The sequence below is a fragment of the Streptomyces uncialis genome, assembly GCF_001905345.1.
Lineage (GTDB): Bacteria > Actinomycetota > Actinomycetes > Streptomycetales > Streptomycetaceae > Streptomyces > Streptomyces uncialis.
In genome coordinates this window covers 1121095-1139074 of the sequence record NZ_LFBV01000001.1, presented here as the reverse complement: position 1 = coordinate 1139074, position 17980 = coordinate 1121095, and the positions used below count along the sequence as shown (strand labels likewise).

General features: G+C 73.0%; 12 protein-coding genes and 1 riboswitch. Of the genes, 2 read left to right on the top strand and 10 right to left on the bottom strand.

Going from position 1 to position 17980, the window contains the following annotated elements; genetic code table 11:
* Positions 1 to 8: 8 nt before the first annotated feature.
* From AB852_RS04885 to AB852_RS04850, 8 genes are all read right to left on the bottom strand, one after another.
* Positions 9 to 758 carry a LysM peptidoglycan-binding domain-containing protein gene (locus AB852_RS04885; RefSeq protein ID WP_073783858.1) on the bottom strand — a complete coding sequence of 250 codons (750 nt, stop codon included), beginning with the start codon at positions 756 to 758 and terminating at the stop codon, positions 9 to 11.
* A 4-nt stretch (positions 759 to 762) separates the two neighbouring features.
* A riboswitch (cyclic di-AMP (ydaO/yuaA leader) is annotated at positions 763 to 954 on the bottom strand.
* Positions 955 to 1128: 174 nt separating this feature from the next.
* Positions 1129 to 2274, bottom strand: a complete 1146-nt coding sequence (locus AB852_RS04880) for a transglycosylase family protein (RefSeq protein WP_073783856.1) — start codon at positions 2272 to 2274, stop codon at positions 1129 to 1131.
* 119 nt (positions 2275 to 2393) lie between these two features.
* Entirely contained in the window at positions 2394 to 3713 is a 1320-nt protein-coding gene (locus AB852_RS04875; RefSeq protein ID WP_073783841.1) for a cytochrome P450 family protein, read from the bottom strand.
* A gap of 2 nt (positions 3714 to 3715) precedes the next feature.
* Entirely contained in the window at positions 3716 to 4852 is a 1137-nt protein-coding gene (locus AB852_RS04870; protein WP_079184297.1) for a nucleoside triphosphate pyrophosphohydrolase, read from the bottom strand.
* A gap of 763 nt (positions 4853 to 5615) precedes the next feature.
* A complete protein-coding gene (locus AB852_RS04865; protein WP_073783839.1) occupies positions 5616 to 6287 on the bottom strand; it encodes a SurA N-terminal domain-containing protein in 672 nt (223 codons plus the stop codon).
* Between the two features lie 189 nt (positions 6288 to 6476).
* Positions 6477 to 8000: a serine/threonine-protein kinase gene (locus AB852_RS04860; RefSeq protein ID WP_266510456.1), complete on the bottom strand. Its 1524-nt coding sequence runs from the start codon at positions 7998 to 8000 to the stop codon at positions 6477 to 6479.
* A 29-nt stretch (positions 8001 to 8029) separates the two neighbouring features.
* Positions 8030 to 8800, bottom strand: a complete 771-nt coding sequence (locus AB852_RS04855; RefSeq protein WP_073783837.1) for a hypothetical protein — start codon at positions 8798 to 8800, stop codon at positions 8030 to 8032.
* 309 nt (positions 8801 to 9109) lie between these two features.
* Positions 9110 to 11335 carry an N-6 DNA methylase gene (locus AB852_RS04850; RefSeq protein WP_079184296.1) on the bottom strand — a complete coding sequence of 742 codons (2226 nt, stop codon included), beginning with the start codon at positions 11333 to 11335 and terminating at the stop codon, positions 9110 to 9112.
* A 202-nt stretch (positions 11336 to 11537) separates the two neighbouring features.
* On the opposite strand from AB852_RS04850, the gene AB852_RS04845 reads away from it, so the two are divergent.
* Positions 11538 to 12029, top strand: a complete 492-nt coding sequence (locus tag AB852_RS04845) for a hypothetical protein (RefSeq protein WP_342748460.1) — start codon at positions 11538 to 11540, stop codon at positions 12027 to 12029.
* A gap of 260 nt (positions 12030 to 12289) precedes the next feature.
* A complete protein-coding gene (locus tag AB852_RS04840) occupies positions 12290 to 12937 on the top strand; it encodes a CatB-related O-acetyltransferase (protein WP_079184295.1) in 648 nt (215 codons plus the stop codon).
* A 145-nt stretch (positions 12938 to 13082) separates the two neighbouring features.
* Here AB852_RS04840 and AB852_RS04835 read toward each other — a convergent pair whose 3' ends face one another.
* Both AB852_RS04835 and mfd read right to left on the bottom strand, forming a co-directional pair.
* A complete protein-coding gene (locus AB852_RS04835; RefSeq protein WP_073783833.1) occupies positions 13083 to 13835 on the bottom strand; it encodes an HNH endonuclease family protein in 753 nt (250 codons plus the stop codon).
* A gap of 152 nt (positions 13836 to 13987) precedes the next feature.
* Positions 13988 to 17635 carry a transcription-repair coupling factor gene (gene mfd, locus AB852_RS04830; protein WP_073783831.1) on the bottom strand — a complete coding sequence of 1216 codons (3648 nt, stop codon included), beginning with the start codon at positions 17633 to 17635 and terminating at the stop codon, positions 13988 to 13990.
* Positions 17636 to 17980: the final 345 nt, after the last annotated feature.

Sequence of the window (17980 nt, the reverse complement as noted above, 5' to 3'; positions counted from 1 at the left end):
TCCTGGGATCAGGACAGGTGGAGCTGCTGACCGGGGAAGATGAAGTCCGCGTCGTCGACGATGTCGTCGTTCAGCTCGAACAGCTTCTGCCAGCCACCCTTGACACCCTCGGCGTCGGCGATCGCGCTCAGCGTGTCACCGGTCTTGACCTTGTACTCGCCGTCGCCCTTCTCGACCTTCTTGCCGGTCGGGGTCTCGATCTTCTCGGCGGGCGCGGCGGGCTTCGGCGCCTGGCTCGGCGCGGCGGCCGGAGCGCGGTCCTGCGAACGCGAGGCGCGCTGCTCGGTCTCCTGCTGCGGCTGCGGCGCGGGAGCGCTCTGCTGCTGCTGGGGCTGGGTCTGCTGCGGCTGCGGCTTCGGCTGCTCGGCGGCGCCGCCGCCGTACGCGGCACCGGACAGGCCGACACCACAGCTCGGCCAGGCACCCTTGCCCTGACCGGCGAGGACCTTCTCGGCGATCTCGATCTGCTGGGACTTGGTGGCCTGGTTGGCGGTGGCCGCGTACGCGGTGCCGCCGAAGGCCGCCCAGGTGGAGGCGGAGAACTGGAGGCCGCCGTAGTAACCGTTGCCGGTGTTGATCGACCAGTTGCCGCCGGACTCGCACTGGGCGACGGTGTCCCACTCGGCCGCGGTGGCGGCGGAAGCGGTGCCCGCGGCCATCAGCGGGGCGGCGACGGCCGCGCCGGTCACACCGGCGAGGGCGACGATACGGGTGGCCTTGCTGGGCTTGCGGTGCTTGCCCTTGCCGGAAAGCAGCATGAAGTCATCCCCTCACCGACGCCTACGAGGTGAGCTGTCGGGTTCGGGCCGAATGAGTTGCCCGGCCGCGCGTCTGGCGCGCGGCTTCACCCCTAGCCGGTCGGCTTCCGTGTCCCGCAGTCCTGTCGACTCCGTGAACGGTCGCGCCCGGCGCTTACCTTGGGTCCCCCGCTCCTGCCTACGGCGCTTTACGCGTCGAGTGTTCCCGAGCCTCCGTCGGCAGGATTCGGCGTGACGGCGATCGGTGCCCGCAGTGGCGAGCGGTCCTGACCGTACGCATGGGCGCGGCCGGAATTCAAAGCTCACCCCGGCCGGTGAGACTCATGTCTCACTTCCGCCCCATGCGCCAAAAGCGGACATTCAGTGCGAACTACAGCTTCTTCTCGGCTGCTTCGGGCACCAGATCAAGGCTCTGGCCAGGCAGGATCAGGTCGGGGTCGGTCCCGACGGTCCCCTTGTTGCCGTCGTAGAGGGCGCTCCAACCACCCTCGACACCCTGGGAGTCGGCGATGTCCCACAGATTGTCGCCCGACTGCACCGTGTACGACTTGTCCAGTTCGTCACGGGTTGCCCCGCCGCGTGAGGCATGTCGTCCGGCCGGGTCACCGGCACGGGAGTCGACGGCCTCCTCGGTCGCCGGGCCGCCGCGGTGGCGGCCCGCGCCGGTGTCCTCACCCGTGGCCGGGTCGGTGGTCGCGCTCGGCGAAGCACCGTCCGTCGGCTCCGACTTGGGGGACTCGTCCGGCGAGGTCTCGGCACCGGTCGGCGTGGTCGTCCCGTCGGCGCTGCCCGTACCGCCCGTGCTCTTGCCGGCCTCCGGCTCGTCCGTGGCCGTGGCCGTGGCGTCGCCCGCCCCGGTCGTCGGGGCGGCGGACGGCGACGCGTCCGTAGCCGCCTCCGTGGCCGTACCGGTCTTCGCGGCGCGCTCCTTGTCGCGGGCGTCGCCCTTGGCGCCGAGCCCGCGGGGTGTCGTGTTCGTGGCGGAGCCCGACGTGTCGGACGACTGACTCGGCGAAGGCGATGTCCCCTTCTTCCCGGACGTACCGGACGAAGGGGCCGGGGTGGCGGCCTTGCCGTCCGAACCGCCGGGCTTCGCCGCGGCGGACGGCAGGACACCCGGGTCGACGTCCGCGGGCGGGGCGTCCTTGGTGAGGCCGACGGAGACACCGCAGCCGGGCCAGGCACCGGGGCCCTGTGCGGCGAGGACCCGCTCCCCGACGGTGATCTGCTGGGAGCGGCTGGCCTGGTCCGGACCGGTGGCGTAGGCGAGCCCGCCGTACTCCGTCCAGGTCTCCTGGGACAGCTGGAGCCCGCCGTAGAAGCCGTTGCCGTCGTCGGCGCTCCAGGCGCCGCCGCTCTCGCACTCGGCGAGCCGGTCCCAGGTTCCCGCCTCAGCGGCGGTGGCACCGGTCGCGCCGAGCAGTGGAATGGCGATCGCCGAGCCGGTGACCCCGGCTGCGACGACCAGAGCGGGTGCCTGACGAGGGCGACGGTGACGACCGTTCCCGGAGCGCATACGGGGGCCTTTCGTGGGACGTCAGGGGCAACGCGGCGGGTGGGGACCGCCGGGTCGACGTGAACGTAGCGGCTCTCGAACGTTTGTCACAAGTCGATGCAGCGCAGATCACGTGGAAGTCACGGAGCTGACATACCGTCAACACCTGCGTTCCGGACAACCGGTGAGAAGCTGACGGGCAGGGTCCGCAGGCCCCGCATGATGAGCCCGCCGCGCCATCTCAACTCCTCGGGCGCCGCCGCGAGTTCGAGGTCCGGAAGCCGTGTCAGCAGGGCCGCCAGCGCGATCTGTCCCTCCATCCGGGCGAGGGGCGCGCCCAGGCAGTAGTGGATGCCGTGGCCGTAGCCGAGATGCGGATTCTCGCGGCGCGTCAGATCGAGGGTGTCGGGGCGGTCGAATCGCGCCGGATCGCGGTCGGCGGCGGCGAGGACGACGAGTACGGGGTCCCCGCGCCCGATGTTCTGCCCGCCGAGCCGCAGCGGCTCGGTGGCGAAGCGCCAGGTGGCCATCTCCACCGGCCCGTCGAAGCGCAGCAGTTCCTCCACCGCGGTGGCGAGGAGATCCCCGTCCCCGCTCCCGTTCCCGTGTCCCCCGCCGACGCCGCCGGCGCCTTCGCCGCCGGTGAGCGAGCGCTGGAGCAGGGCGCGCTGCTCGGGGTGGGTGAGCAGGGCGAACGTACCGTTCCCGATGAGGTTCACGGTCGTCTCGAACCCGGCGAACAGCAGGATGAACGCCATCGCCGCGGCCTCGTTCCCGCTGAGGTGCTCACCGTGGTCGGAGGCCCGGATGAGACCGGAGATCAGATCGTCGCCGGGGTCGGCCCGCTTGCGCTCGATCAGGTCCACGAGATAGCCGCGCATCTTCTTCACCGACCGGGCGACCCCGCCGCGCGGACCGCCGCCGTGCCGGATCATCATGCCCGCCCAGTCCCGGAAGTCGTCCTGGTCCTCGGCCGGTACGCCGAGCAGGTCGCAGATCGCGTAGATGGGCAGCGGGAACGCGAAGTCGTGGATGAGGTCGGCCTCGCCCTTCGCGGCGAAACCGTCGACGAGGCGGTCCGTCAGCTCCCGCACCCGCGGCTCGAAGGCGGCGATCCGGCGCGGGGTGAACGCCTTCGAGACGAGCCGGCGCAGCCGGGTGTGGTCCGGCGGGTCGATGTTGAGCAGATGCGTCATCAGCTCGGCCTTGCGTTCGCCCGGGATGCCCGTTCTGCCCCGGGCGTCGGCGGGCTCGTCGTGATGCGCCGGATTCTTGCTGAGCCGCGCGTCCGCGAGGGCCTGGCGGGCATCCGCGTAACGGGTCACCAGCCAGGCCTCGACGCCGCTGGGCAGCCGGGTGCGGTGCACGGGGGCGTGCTCACGGAGCCAGGCGTACGCGGGGTACGGATCGGTGGCGAACTCCCAGGTGAAGAGGTCGGGGGCGGGCGGCGGGGCGGTCATCGTCAGCGGGTCCCGCCGGGTGCGGTACGGCCGGTGTCCGCCGGGTCCACGGGGTCCGTCCCCCGGGTGTCCGCAGGGTCCGTTCCCCCGGTGCCCGGGTCCTCGGCGGCCGGGGTGTCCCTGTCCTCGGTGTCCGTGATGTCCGGGTCCTCGGCGGCCGGGTGGCCGGGGTGGGTCTCGGCGGTGCGGATGGCGTCGCGGTAGGCGCGGGCCGCGGCGCGCAGGGCGGCCTCCGGGTCGACGCCCTCCGCCTCGGCCCGGACGGCCATCGCCAGCAGGTCGTAGCCGATGCCGGGACCGGACGGCACGGGCACCGGCAGACCGGCCTTCCTGGCCCGGAAGGCCAGCTTGGCGGCGAGCGCGAGGCCCGGCTGGCCCAGCGGGACGCCGTCGGTGACGGAGTCCCGGTCCTTCTCCTCGGCCTTGGTGCTCAGCCAGAGCGCCCTGACCTCCTCCGGGGTCCGCGCGACGGCGTCCCCGAAGACATGGGGGTGGCGGTTGATGAGCTTGGTCACGATCCCCGCGGCGACGTCGTCCACGGAGAACGGGGCCTCCTCGTCGTCCTCCGCGATCCGCGCGTGGAAGATCACCTGGAGCAGTACGTCGCCGAGTTCCTCGCGCAGTTCGTCACGGTCGCCGTCCTCGATGGCCTCGACCAGTTCGTAGGACTCCTCGATGGCGTACTTGGCAAGGCCCTCGTGGGTCTGGAGCGACGACCAGGGGCAGACGGCGCGGATCCGGTCCATGACCTGGACGAGGTCCAGCAGCCGGGCGCCCGGGAGGTCGTACGAGCCGGGGAGGAGTTCCAGGTCGGGCATCTGCACCCGGCCGGAACCGGCGAGGCGGGCGAGGCCGTCAGTGAGCCGGGACTCGCCCTCGCCCACCGCGAGGACGGCGACGGTCCGGCCGCCCTGGGTCGCGTCGACCAGTTCGTGGGCGTCGGGCGCCGCGATCTCCACGGTGACGCCGGCTTCGCGGAGGTACGGGAGCTGGGGGTGGCCGGGGTCCGCGCAGACGACTCGGTCGGCGTCGTGGAGGGTGCGCCAGGCGGGCCAGGAGAGGAGGCCCGGGGCGACGCGGTGGGTGGTGGTCACCATCACGACCCGGCCTTGGGGTGTGGGTGTGTTTGTCTCGCTCACGGATTGAACCTAACCCGTCGCCCCACCTTCGCCCGCGCCCCGGGGTCTGTCAGGCGGGACGCCTTCGCTTGCGCTTCCGAGGTCTGTCCGGGTGGGCGCACCTGTTCCTGTGCGGGCCGTTCGTGGGGTGCGCAGTTCCCCGCGGGTCGCCTTCGCTTGCGCTTCCGAGGTCTGTCCGGGTGGGCGCACTTGTCCCTGTGCGGGTCGCTCGTGGGGTGCGCAGTTCCCCGCGCCCCTGGATGCTGCCCCCTTGCGGTCGCTCTTCGGGTGCGGGCCGGTCCTCGTTTTTTGCGCAGTTCCCCGCGCCCCTGGGTTGCGCCCCTTGCGGTTTCCGTCCGGCTGCGGGCGGTCCTTGGTTGCTCGCGCAGTTCCCCGCGCCCCTGGATGCTGCCCCCTTGCGGTCGTTCCTCGGGTGCGGGCCTGCCCTCGTCTTTTGCGCAGTTCCCCGCGCCCCTGAAGGGGCACTCCTCTCCTCCCGCAGTCGCGCTGCTGCGGGAGGGGGTGGGCGGGAATCTCTGCCCGCAGACTCCGATGCTCTTCAGTGGAGCAACTGCACGACTTACCGAGCGTGTCGGATCGAGGACGGAGAATCCCGACCGGCACCGACCCGAAGAACAGGCAGAACGCGCCCCAAAGGGGCGCGGGGAACTGCGCAAAACCACCGAACGACGGCACAGGACCGAAGTACGCCCCGCCGGACAGACCTGGGAAGCGCAAGCGAAGGCGACCCGCAGGGAACCGCGAAACCCACGAAGCGCGAGTGCTACGTCTCCGTGGGGGTGTCCGGCTTGGTGACGACGTGGAGCCAAGGCGTGCCCGCGTCCGTGCGGCCGACCCGGCCGTCACCGCTGACGCCCCACTTCCCGTAGCGGGGATTCACGCTGACGTCGAGCTTCTTGGACGCGGTCGACAGCGCCTTCCAGAAGGCCCGCTGCCCCGCCTCCGTGTCCATCCCCACCCCGAGGGACTCCGCCAGCTTCTGCGCCGCGACCTCCGTACGGAGACTCGCGTCGAGCTGCGACGGCGGGACGTTGTACTGCTGGAGCCACGCGGCGCGCAGCCCCTCCGCGCCTCCGGCCTGCTGTTCGAGGCCGAGGCGCATCTGCTGGACGTCCTTGCGGGTCACGCTCACCCCGGCGTCCTTGACGGCCTGGTCGAGGACCTTGTCGAGGACCATGGTGTGCAGGGTGTTGCGGGCGAGCCCCCCGGAGCGGGTGAGGGACGCCTCGTACTGCTCGGAGTCCCCGAGGATGTCCCGCTGCGCGGTCCGGACCGCGTTGACCCGGTTCTCCAGCTGCGCGACCGTGATGCGCTGGTCCCCCACGACGGCCGCCGCGCCCGGCCGCGCGTCGTTGCCGCACGCGGTGAGCAAGGGGGTCGCCGCGAGGAGCGCGGCGGTGGAGACAGTGACTGCGATGCGACGGCGGCGGTGCAAAGGAGCCTCCCGGCAGCGAGATTGTGCATTGGTGCACAAAGTCTTGCGGTGATCGATGGTAGGCAGTGACAGGAGGTTCGGCCACTGATTCGACCGAGCTGATCCGAGCGGGTCGCGGCGCGGTCCGCGGCGACCGGCCGGTTCCCGCCGTCCGCTCCAACGATCCGGGCGCGGCCGCGGGTACGCCCGTCAGCCCCCGACCTGGCCCAGCCACTGGAGCGTGCGCCGGACCTCGGCGGGGAAGGGGTGGGCGGGTCCGTGGCGTCCCTGGGCGTCGTGCAGCAGCCGTACCAGGGTGTCGTGGGCGGCGGCCCGGTCGCCGAGGGCGAGCAGCAGATGCCCGATCCGGCGGCGGATCTCGAAGGGCAGGTCGGGGTCGTCCTGGGTGTACGGGTTCCCCGTGTACCGGCTCTCGTAGTAGGGGAGCAGCGCGCGGTACTCGGCCAGCGCGGCGGCGGTCTCCCCGAGTTGTTCGAGGCACTGGGCGGCGTCGTAGCGGAAGCGCAGCGAGCGGGGGTCGGCGGGGCCCGACCCGGCGGCGTGCTCGTCGGCGAGGCGGCGCAGTTCGGGCAGTGCGCGGCGGTACTGGCCGTCGTCCATGAGGGTGGCCGCGTACTGCTTGCGCAGGGTGCGTACGACGGGTGACTGTTCGCCGTGGCGCTCGGCGGCGGTGGGCAGGATCGCGCCGAGGATGTCGACGGCCTGGGTGATCCGGCCTTCCCCGAGGAGCCGTTTGACCTCGTCGACGGCGGCGGCCACGTCGGGCTGTCCGGTCGGCGCGGTGGCCGCGGTGGGCACCGGTGCCTCGGGGCGCGGCGCGGGGGTGACCGCGCGGTCGGGCCAGGGGGCGTGCGGGCGCAGGAAGGGGCGGGTGGGGTCGAGGGGGCCGCCGGTGGGGGTGCCGCGCGCGGGCAGCAGCGGCAGCAGGTGCTCGTAGACCTCCTGGGCGCTGGCGGGCCGGTGCTGGGGGTCCTTGGCGAGGAGCCGCAGCACGAGGCTCTCCAGGGCCTCGGGGACCTCGGGGCGCCGCCGCCGGACGGGCAGCGGCGGTTCGTAGAGGTGGCGGTGGAGCACCCCGAGGGCGGTGGAACCCGCGAACGGGACGTCGCCGCTGAGGAGTTCGTGCAGGAGGACCCCGAGGGCGTAGAGGTCGGTGTACGGGCCGACCGCGCCGCCCATGGCCTGTTCGGGGGCCATGTAGGCGGGGCTGCCGATGGGTGAGCCGGTGTGGGTGAGGCGGGTGGTGTCGGAGTCCATGACGGAGGCGACGCCGAGGTCGAGGACGGTCACCGAGCCGTCCTGGCGGACCATGACGTTGCGGGGCTTGAGGTCGCGGTGCACGATCGGCACGGCGTGCACGGCGGAGAGCACGGCGCACAGTTGCGCGGCGACGGCGACGGACCACTGCCAGGGGTAGGGGTCGTGCTCGGCGAGGTGGTCGGAGAGGTCGGCCCCGTCGACGTACTGCATGACGAGGTAGAGCTCCTCGCCCTCGCTGCCCGCGTCGTGGACGGTGACCAGTCCGGGGTGGTCGACCTGTGCGGTGACCCGGCATTCGCGCACGAAGCGGCGGCGCAGTTCCTCGGTCTCGGGGCCGCCGGGCCCGGTGACCTTGTCGGGGCGCAGGAGTTTGACGGCGACCCGGCGGTCGAGCCGCTGGTCGTAGGCCGTCCATACCTGGCCCATGCCGCCCTGCCCGATGAGGGTGGACAGCGCGTAGCGGTCGGCCACGACACGCGGGGTCACCAGCCGTCCTCCCTGTTCTGACGCTGGTCGGCGCCCCGGTGGCCGGGGGGGCCGGACTCGGGGCCGGGGGCGGTGTCCTGGCTGCGCAGGAAGTCGCTCAGCTCGTCGAGTTCGGCGCGGACCTGGTCGATCCGGGCGGGCGCGGGCCGCGTCTGCGGCGGGGGCGCGGCGGGCGGCGACGCGGGGGCGGGTGGCTGCGGCGCCGGGGTTCCCGGGCCGGGGGGCTGGGAGTACACGGTCGGGGTGTACGGGCCCGGGGGCGGGGTGCGGTCCGGGTAGGGGCTCGCGGGCGGGGTGTGTCCGCCGTACGGCTGGGGTCCCGGGTGCGGGGCGGTGGGGTGGGCTGCCGGGTGCGGGTAGCCGTAGCCGGGGGCCGGGTGGACCGGGCCGCCGTAAGCGGCGGGTGGCCGGGGCGGGGTGCGGGGCACCGACTGGAAGTGGCGGATGTCGGCGTAGAGGAAGTAGGCGGCCCCGGCGATGCCCATGATGAGCAGGACGGCGGCGCCGGTGTTGCCGCGCCACGTGGTCAGTTCGTCGGTTCCGTCGGCGATGAGCAGGGCGAACGAACCGATGAGCAGTCCGAGCGAGACGAAGAAGAACGTCCAGTCGCGCTGGGTACGGGTCACGATCGCGACGCGCAGCATGACGCCCCAGGTGAGGAATCCGCAACTGGCCACCGACAGGACCACGAACACCACCCGGAGCAGCACCAGCATCCCCTCCGTGGGCCGCTGGGACTGCTGCGGCGCGGGGCCGTGGCCGTGCATGGCTGCTCCTGATGGGCCGGGGCCGCCTGGTGGGGCGCCTGTCGGGGACGGTGGTCGGTGCGGGTTTCGAGCGTATAGGCCGGGTCCGGCGCCCGGTCCGCCGATGTACCGATCAGTTGCCCTTCCGGCACCCGACTCCGCCCCCTTACCGTTGCTTTGCCGTTTTCGTACGGGCGGGGCGGACCGGTCATGACACCCGTGCGGGGCATGACGTGGCGGACGCGTGCGGCGGGTGCGGCGGTGGCCGGGGGTGCCGGGTGACCGGGTACGGCGGGTGGGTGCGGCGGTTCCGGGTGGGGAACCGGTTGGTCAGGCGGCCGGGGCGGACGGGGGGCCGGTGCCCGGCGGCGGGGGCGGGGTGCCGGGCGTGGGCGGGCGGGTGTCCGGCGCGGTGGGTGGGCCGGGTTCCGGGTCGGTCCCGGGCGGGACGCTGCCGTCGGTGAGTCCGTCGTGCATCCCGCGTACGAGCTGCTCGCCGAGGCGTCCGGCGAGCCGCAGCGCGTCCTCGAACGCGGCGAGGGTGCGGAAGCGGTCCCCGTAGCGCCGTTGCTGCTCCAGCGGGATACGGGGGAGCTGCATCCGGCGGACGTCGAGCCGGGTGGCGGTGGACGCGTAGCTGCTGGCCTGGCGGTTGTTGGCGGTGCCGCGCAGGAATCCGGCGAGGAACCAGGGGTCGAGGGCGGCCGGGTCGGGGCGCAGCAGGGTGAGGTTGCGGCCGAGGGCGGCCCCGGCGTCGGCGGGGCCGACGACCCGGGCGACCGCGCCGCCGCCGAGCACCGGGACGACCACGTCCCCGGGTTCGGTGAGCACGGTGTCCTCGGCCGGTTCGCCGTCGGGGAGTTCGCCGGTGGGCGGGGACCCGCTGACCACGTCGTGGTCGGTGAGGACGGGGGTGCGGGGGCCGGGGGCGGCCGGGGCGGCGGGCGCGGTGGCGTTCGCGGGGACGGCGGTGGCGGTGCGCAGGACGAGGGCGCCCGCGCGGGCGAGTTCGCCGATCGTGGTGAGGGGCCAGCGGGCCCGGGGGGCGCTCTCCGGGGCGGGCGGCGGCGGGGTGAGGTCGGCGGTGAGCCGCAGGGTGTCGCCGAGGCGGCTGCGTACGGCGGTGAGTTCGGCGGTGCCGCCGCCCGCCGCGGGCGGCGGGAGATGGCGGGCGGGGGCCAGGTCCACATCGTCGTCGAGGAGTTCGATGACGGGCACGGACCGGCTGAGTCCGGGGCGTTCCCCGGCGGTGCCTGTGCGGTCGTAGGGGCGCCAGGCGTCGAGGACGGCGTCCCGTACGGTCTGCCAGCCGGCGCGGGCGCGGCCGTCGGCGCCGGCCCCGGCGGTGTCGACCAGCAGGACCTCGGGCTGGGCGGGGTGGTGGTCCGGGGCGGGACGGCGCAGCACCCACAGATGCAGGGGGATGTTGTACGGGGGCGCGGACCCGGCGGGCAGGGCGATCACGGCGCGCAGCGCGCCGCGGCGCAGCAGATCGGCGCGGATACGGCGGCCGGAGCGGCGGGAGGCGGCGGCGGGCGGCATCAGTAGGACGGCGGTGCCGCCGTCGCGCAGATGGGCGAGGGCGTGCTGCACCCAGGCCAGCTCGGATTCGGTGCGGGCCGGGAAGCCGTACTCCCAGCGGGGGTCGTAGGCGAGTTCGTCGTGGCCCCAGTTGCGTTCGTTGAACGGCGGGTGGCACAGGACCGCGTCGACCCGCAGTCCGGGATAGGCGTCGGCGCGCAGGGTGTCACCGGCGCGCGCGTGGACCTCGGCGTCGCCCTGGAGGGCGAGCCGCAGGGCGGTGAGCGCGGCGAGTTCGGGTGCGGCGTCCTGGGCGTGCACGACGGCGGGTTCCCGGACGGCGCGCAGCAGGGTGCCGGTGCCGGAGGCGGGGTCGAGGACGGTACGGGCGTCCCCGGCGAGTTCCGCCATGAGTTCGGCGGGTCCGGCGGGGGTCAGTGTGTACTGGCGGGGGTTGGCGTCGAGGTGGCGGCCGAGCAGGAACTCGTAGGTCTGGCGGGCGCCGCGTTCGGCGGCGAGTTCGGCGACCCCGCGCAGCAGCGGCACCGAGAGGGCGAGTTCGGCGGGGGCCGGGACGCCGACGGCGGGTGCGGGGGTCTGTGAACCGAGGCTCGGGTGCGGGGGCGCGGCGGGCGGGGTGGCGCCGAAGCGGGTGGTGACGACCCTGGCGAGCGCGTCGGGGAGGAGCTCCGCCATCCGGCGGTCGGAGACGGCGGTGATTTCCAGCCAGTCGGTGGGCCGGTCGCGGACCAGGAGCAGGGCGCAGCCCGCGTGCACCAGTGCGGTGACGGGGCCCGCCGGGTGGCCGGCGAGCTGCTGCCAGACCCGCTCACGCAGCGGGACCTCGGCGAGCTTGCCCTGGCGGCGCAGCCATTCCTCGATATCGGCGAGGGCGAAGGACGGACTGGTCTCGGTGCCTCCGACCGGCCTCGGGAAGTCGGGGTGTCTGCGGCGCCAGTTGCTGACGGCGGCGCGCCCGACCCCCGCGAGCCGTGCGATCCCGGCAGCGGTCACTTCCGTGGCGTTGTCCTGCACCGCACGACCTCCTTCGTCCCCGTGTCCCGTGTGGCGTCGATCATACCCAGCCAGCCACGACCGACCTATTCACGCCGTGAATCTCTTTTCCACACAGCATCATGTTGACTCGGTTCACAGCTTCTGTTGTGATTGACCCATCGAACGAACGGCACCTCGGGTTCGGGGGCCTTCACCTTGTGGGAGGGGACCCTTCATGGGCATGAAGAGCAAGCTCGCGGTCGGCGTGGTCATCGGCATCACCGCACTCGGCGGCATCGCCGCGTGCACACCCGAGGACGACGGCGCGGGCGGCAAGAAGAAGAGCTCCAGCACGTCCACGTCGGCCGGCTCCAGCGGCAAGGGCGAGGCGGCCAAGGGCACCAAGAAGGACGGCAAGGCCAAGGACTCCGACAAGGACGCGGAGGGCTCCCAGGCCACCCAGTTCAAGGCGTTCGTCAACAAGAACGGCACCCCCAAGGAGAAGGACGCCGTCAGCCACGTCACCAAGGTGCAGGGCGCCGAGGACGTCGACGGACTGCTGAACACCGCCGACATCTACACCGACTACACGGGCGGCCTCATGGGCCAGGGCATGGGCCCCTCCAAGCTGCTCGCCTCCGCGTTCGCGGACTGGCGGAAGACCGACGACGGCGGCGGCCTCGTCACCGTCTACGACGCCGATGGCGAGATGATCGGCAACGGCAACTACTGACCCGCCCGGCCGGTACGGTGACGCCCCCGGGACACCTGCGCGGTCCCCCGGCCGATTCCCTGCGCGGGCTTCCGGCCGGATACCTGTGCGGGCTTCCGGCCGGTTCGCCCCCCGGAGTCCCGGGCGAACCGTCCTGGGGCCGGGGACCCACCGGCGCGGGGCGCCCGCGTCCACCGCGGAAAAACCCGGTGTCCCGTACGGCCCGGTGCGGCGATCATGGGCACGGAAACGTTCACCCATGCCGACGCGAGGACCGCCCGATGCCCGTGCCCGTGCCCGCCGATCCGACGGTGCTCCATCCGATGCCCGGACAGCCGCGCGTCGTGCTGCTGAAGCCGCTGGTCACGTCCCCGCTGATCGAGGTCGGGGAGTTCTCCTACTACGACGATCCCGACGACCCCACTGCGTTCGAGACCCGCAATGTGCTCTACCACTACGGGCCGGAGAAGCTCGTCATCGGGAAGTACTGCGCCCTGGGCACCGGCACCCGGTTCCTCATGAACGGCGCCAACCACCGGATGGACGGCCCGTCGACGTTCCCCTTCCCCACCATGGGCGGCTCCTGGGCCGAGCACTTCGACCTGCTCACCGGACTGCCCGGCCGGGGTGACACCGTCGTCGGCAACGACGTCTGGTTCGGCCATGGCTCGACCGTGCTGCCCGGGGTGCGGATCGGGCACGGCGCGATCATCGCCGCCGGTTCCGTGGTCACCTCCGACGTACCCGACTACGGCATCGTCGGCGGCAACCCCGCCCGCCTCATCCGCACCCGCTACGACGCCGGGGACATCGCCCGGCTGCTGGCCGTGGCCTGGTGGGACTGGCCCGCCGCACACCTCACCCGGCATGTGCGGACGGTGATGTCGGGCAGCGTCGCGGACCTCGAAGCGGCGGCACCCGGCGACTGACCCCGGCCCGTCCCCGGCGGTGAGCACCCGCACGCCGCCCGAAGGGCGTACCGCACCCGTGCCCCGCGAGGGCCGTACCGCACCGTGCCGCCCGGACCCCGTACCGCGTCCGGACCAGCCTCTACCGCCCCGGACCCCGTACCGCTCAGCGCGCGTACCGCTGGGGCGCCTTCGTCGGGTTGCCGCCCTTCGGCAGGGACTCGGAAGGGCAGCCGTCCAGCACCCGGCGCATCGCGGACCGCTCCGGGGCCGTCACCCACAGCCGGTACTTGCGCTTCACCGCCACCTGCCGGGCCACGTACGCGCAGCGGTACGCCTTGTTCGGCGGCAGCCAGGTCGCCGTGTCACCGTCGCCCTTGGCCCGGTTGGGGCGGGAACCCACGGCCAGCAGGTTCAGCGGATCGTTCGCGAACGCGACCCGCTTGCCCCGGTCCCACTTCGCCGCGCCCTTCTGCCAGGCGTCGGACAGGGCGACCACATGGTCGATGTCGACCCGGCTCGCACCCCGGCGGAACGCCACGTCCCGGCCCGAGTACGGGTCCCGTGCGAGCGTCCCCGACATCACCCGGCACCGGTCACCGCCGCCCGAACGCACCTCGGTGAGATCCCGGCGCAGTATGTCGTCACGGGTGCCGCAGCCGTTGGAGTCGGTGTCCACCCATGGGCTGCCGAACCGGTCCCGGTCGTAACCGGTACGCGGCGCACGGCCCTTCACCGCCAGCTCGTCCACCGCCGCGACCGCGCTGCCCGGCGCACCCCGCGCACCGCCGTCCGGACCGCCGCCGCTGTCCCCGCCCCCGCCGCCACCGCCGTCCAGCTCCAGTGAGCAACCGGTGGCCGCGACGGCCACCGCCAGCACGAACCCCGCCAGCCGCACGGGCACCGCACCCGACCTCATCCGACTCCCCTCCCCGTACCGGACCACAGCGGTCCGGCACCGCACCCCGCCGCCGTACCGGTACCTCGGTACGGCGGTCCGGCGGTGCACCGATGTGCCGATGTGCCGATGTGCCGGTACGGCGCGATGTACCGGCGTACCGGTGTACGCCGCTACGAGCCCAGGATCGACGCCAGGAACTCGCCCGTCCACGCCAGCAGCTCACGGCCCATCAGCGGCTTGCCGCCGACCTTCGCCGTCTTCGGGCGCGGTACGAGGACCTGCCGGGTACCGGGCTTGATCACCGAACCCGGGTACAGCCGCTTCAGCCGCAGCTCCTGCGACTCCCGCAGCTCCACCGGCGCGAAGCGGATGTTCGTGCCCTGAAGGACCACCTCACCCACCCCGCACGCCCGCGCCAGCATCCGCAGCCCGGCCACCAGCAGCAGGTTCTCCACGGGCTCCGGCAGCTTGCCGTAACGGTCGGTCAGCTCCTCACGGACCGCGGTGACATCCGCCTCCGTGTTCGCGGACGCGATCGAACGGTACGCCTGGAGCCGCAGCCGCTCCCCCGGCGCGTAGTCGTGCGGGACGTGCGCGTCGACCGGCAGCTCGATCTTGACCTCCAGCCACGGCTCCTCCTCCACCCCGCCCTCCAGCGACGCCCGGTAGTCCGCGACGGCCTCGCCCACCATCCGTACGTACAGATCGAAGCCGACGCCCGCGATATGACCGGACTGCTCGCCGCCGAGGAGATTGCCCGCGCCCCGGATCTCCAGGTCCTTCATCGCCACATACATACCGGCGCCCATCTCGGTGTGCTGGGCGATCGTCGCGAGCCGCTCGTGCGCGGTCTCCGTCAGCGGCTTCTCCGGCGGGTACAGGAAATACGCGTACCCCCGCTCCCGGCCCCGCCCGACCCGGCCGCGCAACTGGTGCAGCTGCGACAGACCGAAGTTGTCACCGCGCTCCACGATCAGCGTGTTCGCGTTGGAGATGTCGATACCGGACTCCACGATCGTCGTCGACACCAGCACGTCGAACTTCTTCTCCCAGAAGTCCACGACGACCTGCTCCAGCGCCTGCTCCGACATCTGGCCGTGCGCCGTCGCGATCCGCGCCTCCGGAACGATCTCCCGCAGCCGCGCCGCCGCCCGGTCGATCGACTCCACCCGGTTATGGATGTAGAAGACCTGGCCCTCGCGCAGCAGCTCCCGCCGGATCGCCGCACCGATCTGCCGCTCCTCGTACGGACCGACGAACGTGAGCACCGGATGGCGCTCCTCCGGCGGGGTGGTGATCGTCGACATCTCGCGGATGCCCGTCACCGCCATCTCCAGCGTGCGGGGGATCGGCGTCGCCGACATCGTCAGGACATCGACATTGGCCCGCAGCTTCTTCAGCTGCTCCTTGTGCTCGACACCGAACCGCTGCTCCTCGTCCACCACGACCAGGCCGAGGTCCTTGAACTTCGTCTCCGACGAGAACAGCCGGTGCGTACCGATCACGATGTCGACGGAGCCGTCCCGCAACCCCTCCAGGGTCGCCCTGGCCTCGGAATCGCTCTGGAACCGGCTGAGCGCGCGGACGTTCACCGGGAACTGCCCGTACCGCTCGCTGAACGTGCCGAAGTGCTGCTGCACCAGCAGCGTCGTGGGAACGAGGACGGCGACCTGCTTGCCGTCCTGGACCGCCTTGAACGCGGCCCGCACCGCGATCTCCGTCTTGCCGTACCCCACGTCGCCGCAGACGAGACGGTCCATCGGGACCGTCTTCTCCATGTCCTCCTTGACCTCGGCGATCGTGGTGAGCTGGTCGGGGGTCTCCGCGTACGGGAACGCGTCCTCCAGCTCCCGCTGCCAGGGGGTGTCCGGGCCGAAGGCGTGGCCGGGCGCCGCCATCCGGGCGCTGTACAGCTTGATCAGGTCCGCCGCGATCTCCTTGACCGCCTTCTTCGCGCGGGCCTTCGTCTTCGTCCAGTCGGCACCGCCGAGCCGGTGCAGGGTGGGCGCCTCGCCGCCGACGTACTTGGTGATCTGCTCCAGCTGGTCGGTCGGGATGTACAGCCGGTCGCCGGGCTGGCCGCGCTTGGCGGGCGCGTACTCCACCACCAGGTACTCACGGGTCGCGCCCTGCACGGTCCGCTGGACCATCTCGATGTAGCGGCCCACGCCGTGCTGCTCGTGGACGATGTAGTCGCCCGTCTCCAGGGTCAGCGGATCGATCGTCTTACGGCGGCGGGCCGGCATCCGCTGGCCGTCCTTGCCCGTGGACCGCTGGCCGGACAGATCGGTCTCGGTGAGGACGGCGAGCCTCAGGACCGGGTCCACGAAGCCGTACTCGATGGAGCCGCAGGCCACGTGCACGAGTGCGGGGGTCAGGCCGGCGCCGGAGGTGTCCACCCCTGGCTCGGTCGCGCCCGCCTTGCCGGGGGCTGCCTTGCCCGGGGCTGCCCTGCCGGGGGCTGCCTTGCCGGTGGGTGCCTCGTCCGGGGTGCCGAGGGTGGTGAGGCGGGCCGGGATGCCCTCCCCGCCGAGCACCTCGACGGTACGGACCGCCGGGCCGTGTCCCTGGGTGACGAACACCGTGCGCCAGCCGTCCGCGAGCCAGCCCTTGGTGTCGGCGAGGGCCCGCGCAGTGTCGCCCCGGTACGACTCCGGTGCGTGCATCCCCAGCTTGAGGGTGTCCGACCCGTCGGGGGTGGCACTGCCGTCCGCGGCGAACGGGGACACCGTCCACCACATCATGTCCAGCTCACGGGCCCGCTCCCGGACGTCCGCGATGGACCACAGGGAGGCCGCGCCGACGTCGATGGGGGCCTCGCCGCCGCCCGCGCTCGCCGCCCAGGACGCCTGGAGGAACTCCTGCGAGGTCGCCACCAGGTCCGCCGCCCGGGTCCGTACCCGCTCCGGGTCGCACACCACGGCCATACTGCCCGCCGGGAGCACGTCGAGCAGCAGCTCCATGTCGTCCACGAGGACCGGCGCCAGGGACTCCATGCCCTCCACCGCGATGCCCTCGGCGATCTTCCCGAGGAGTTCGCCCAGCTCCGGGTGGGCCTCGGCGAGGGCCGCGGCACGGGCCCGCACCTCGTCGGTGAGCAGCAGCTCCCGGCACGGCGGCGCCCACAGACCGTGCTCCGCGACCTCCAGCGACCGCTGGTCCGCGACCTTGAAGTAACGGATCTCCTCGATGTCGTCGCCCCAGAACTCCACCCGCAGCGGGTGTTCCTCCGTCGGCGGGAACACATCCAGGATGCCGCCCCGTACGGCGAACTCGCCGCGCTTCTCCACCAGCTCCACCCGGGCGTACGCGGCGGCGGCCAGTGCCTCGACCGTCGCGCCGAGATCCGCCTGGCGTCCGGTGCGCAGCGCCACCGGCTCCAGCTCGCCCAGGCCCTTGACCTGCGGCTGGAGCACGGAACGGATCGGGGCGACCACCACGGAGACGGGGCCCGTCTCGGGGTCGTCGTCGGTGGGGTGCGACAGGCGGCGCAGTACGGCGAGGCGGCGGCCCATGGTGTCGGAGCGGGGGGACAGCCGCTCGTGCGGCAGCGTCTCCCAGGAGGGGTACTCGACGACGCGGTCGGCGGGGAGCAGGGAGCGCAGGGCCGCCGCGAGGTCCTCGGCCTCGCGGCCGGTGGCGGTCACCGCGAGGACCGTGCGGGACGCGCTTCTCGCGAGGGCGGCCACCGCGAAGGGGCGGGCCGCCGGGGGGCCCACCAGGTCGATGTGCGGGCGTCGGGCGTCCCGGGCGGCCTGCACCGCCTCGGTGAGTGCCGCGTCCTCGGCAACGGCGTTCAGCAGAGCGTGCAGGCTCATGAAGGGTTTCCGTCCCGGGTGGGTGGGGCAACACGAACGCCCCGGTTCTGGTCGGACCGGGGGCTTCCCAGCGTACGCCGTGCGCCTTCGCTTGCGCTTCCTAGGTCTGTCCGGCCTTGCGCACTCGTTCCTGTGCCGTCGCTCGGTGGTTTCGCGCAGTTCCCCGCGCCCCTTTGGGGCGCCATCTGCTTGTTCTTCGGGTCGGGGCCGGTCGGGATTCTCCGTCCTCGATCCGACACGCTCGGTACGACGTCCAGCGGAGCTACTGAAGAGCATCGGAGTCTGCGGGCAGAGATTCCCGCCCACCCCCTCCCGTAGCCGGGCGACTGCGCGGGGAGAGGGGTG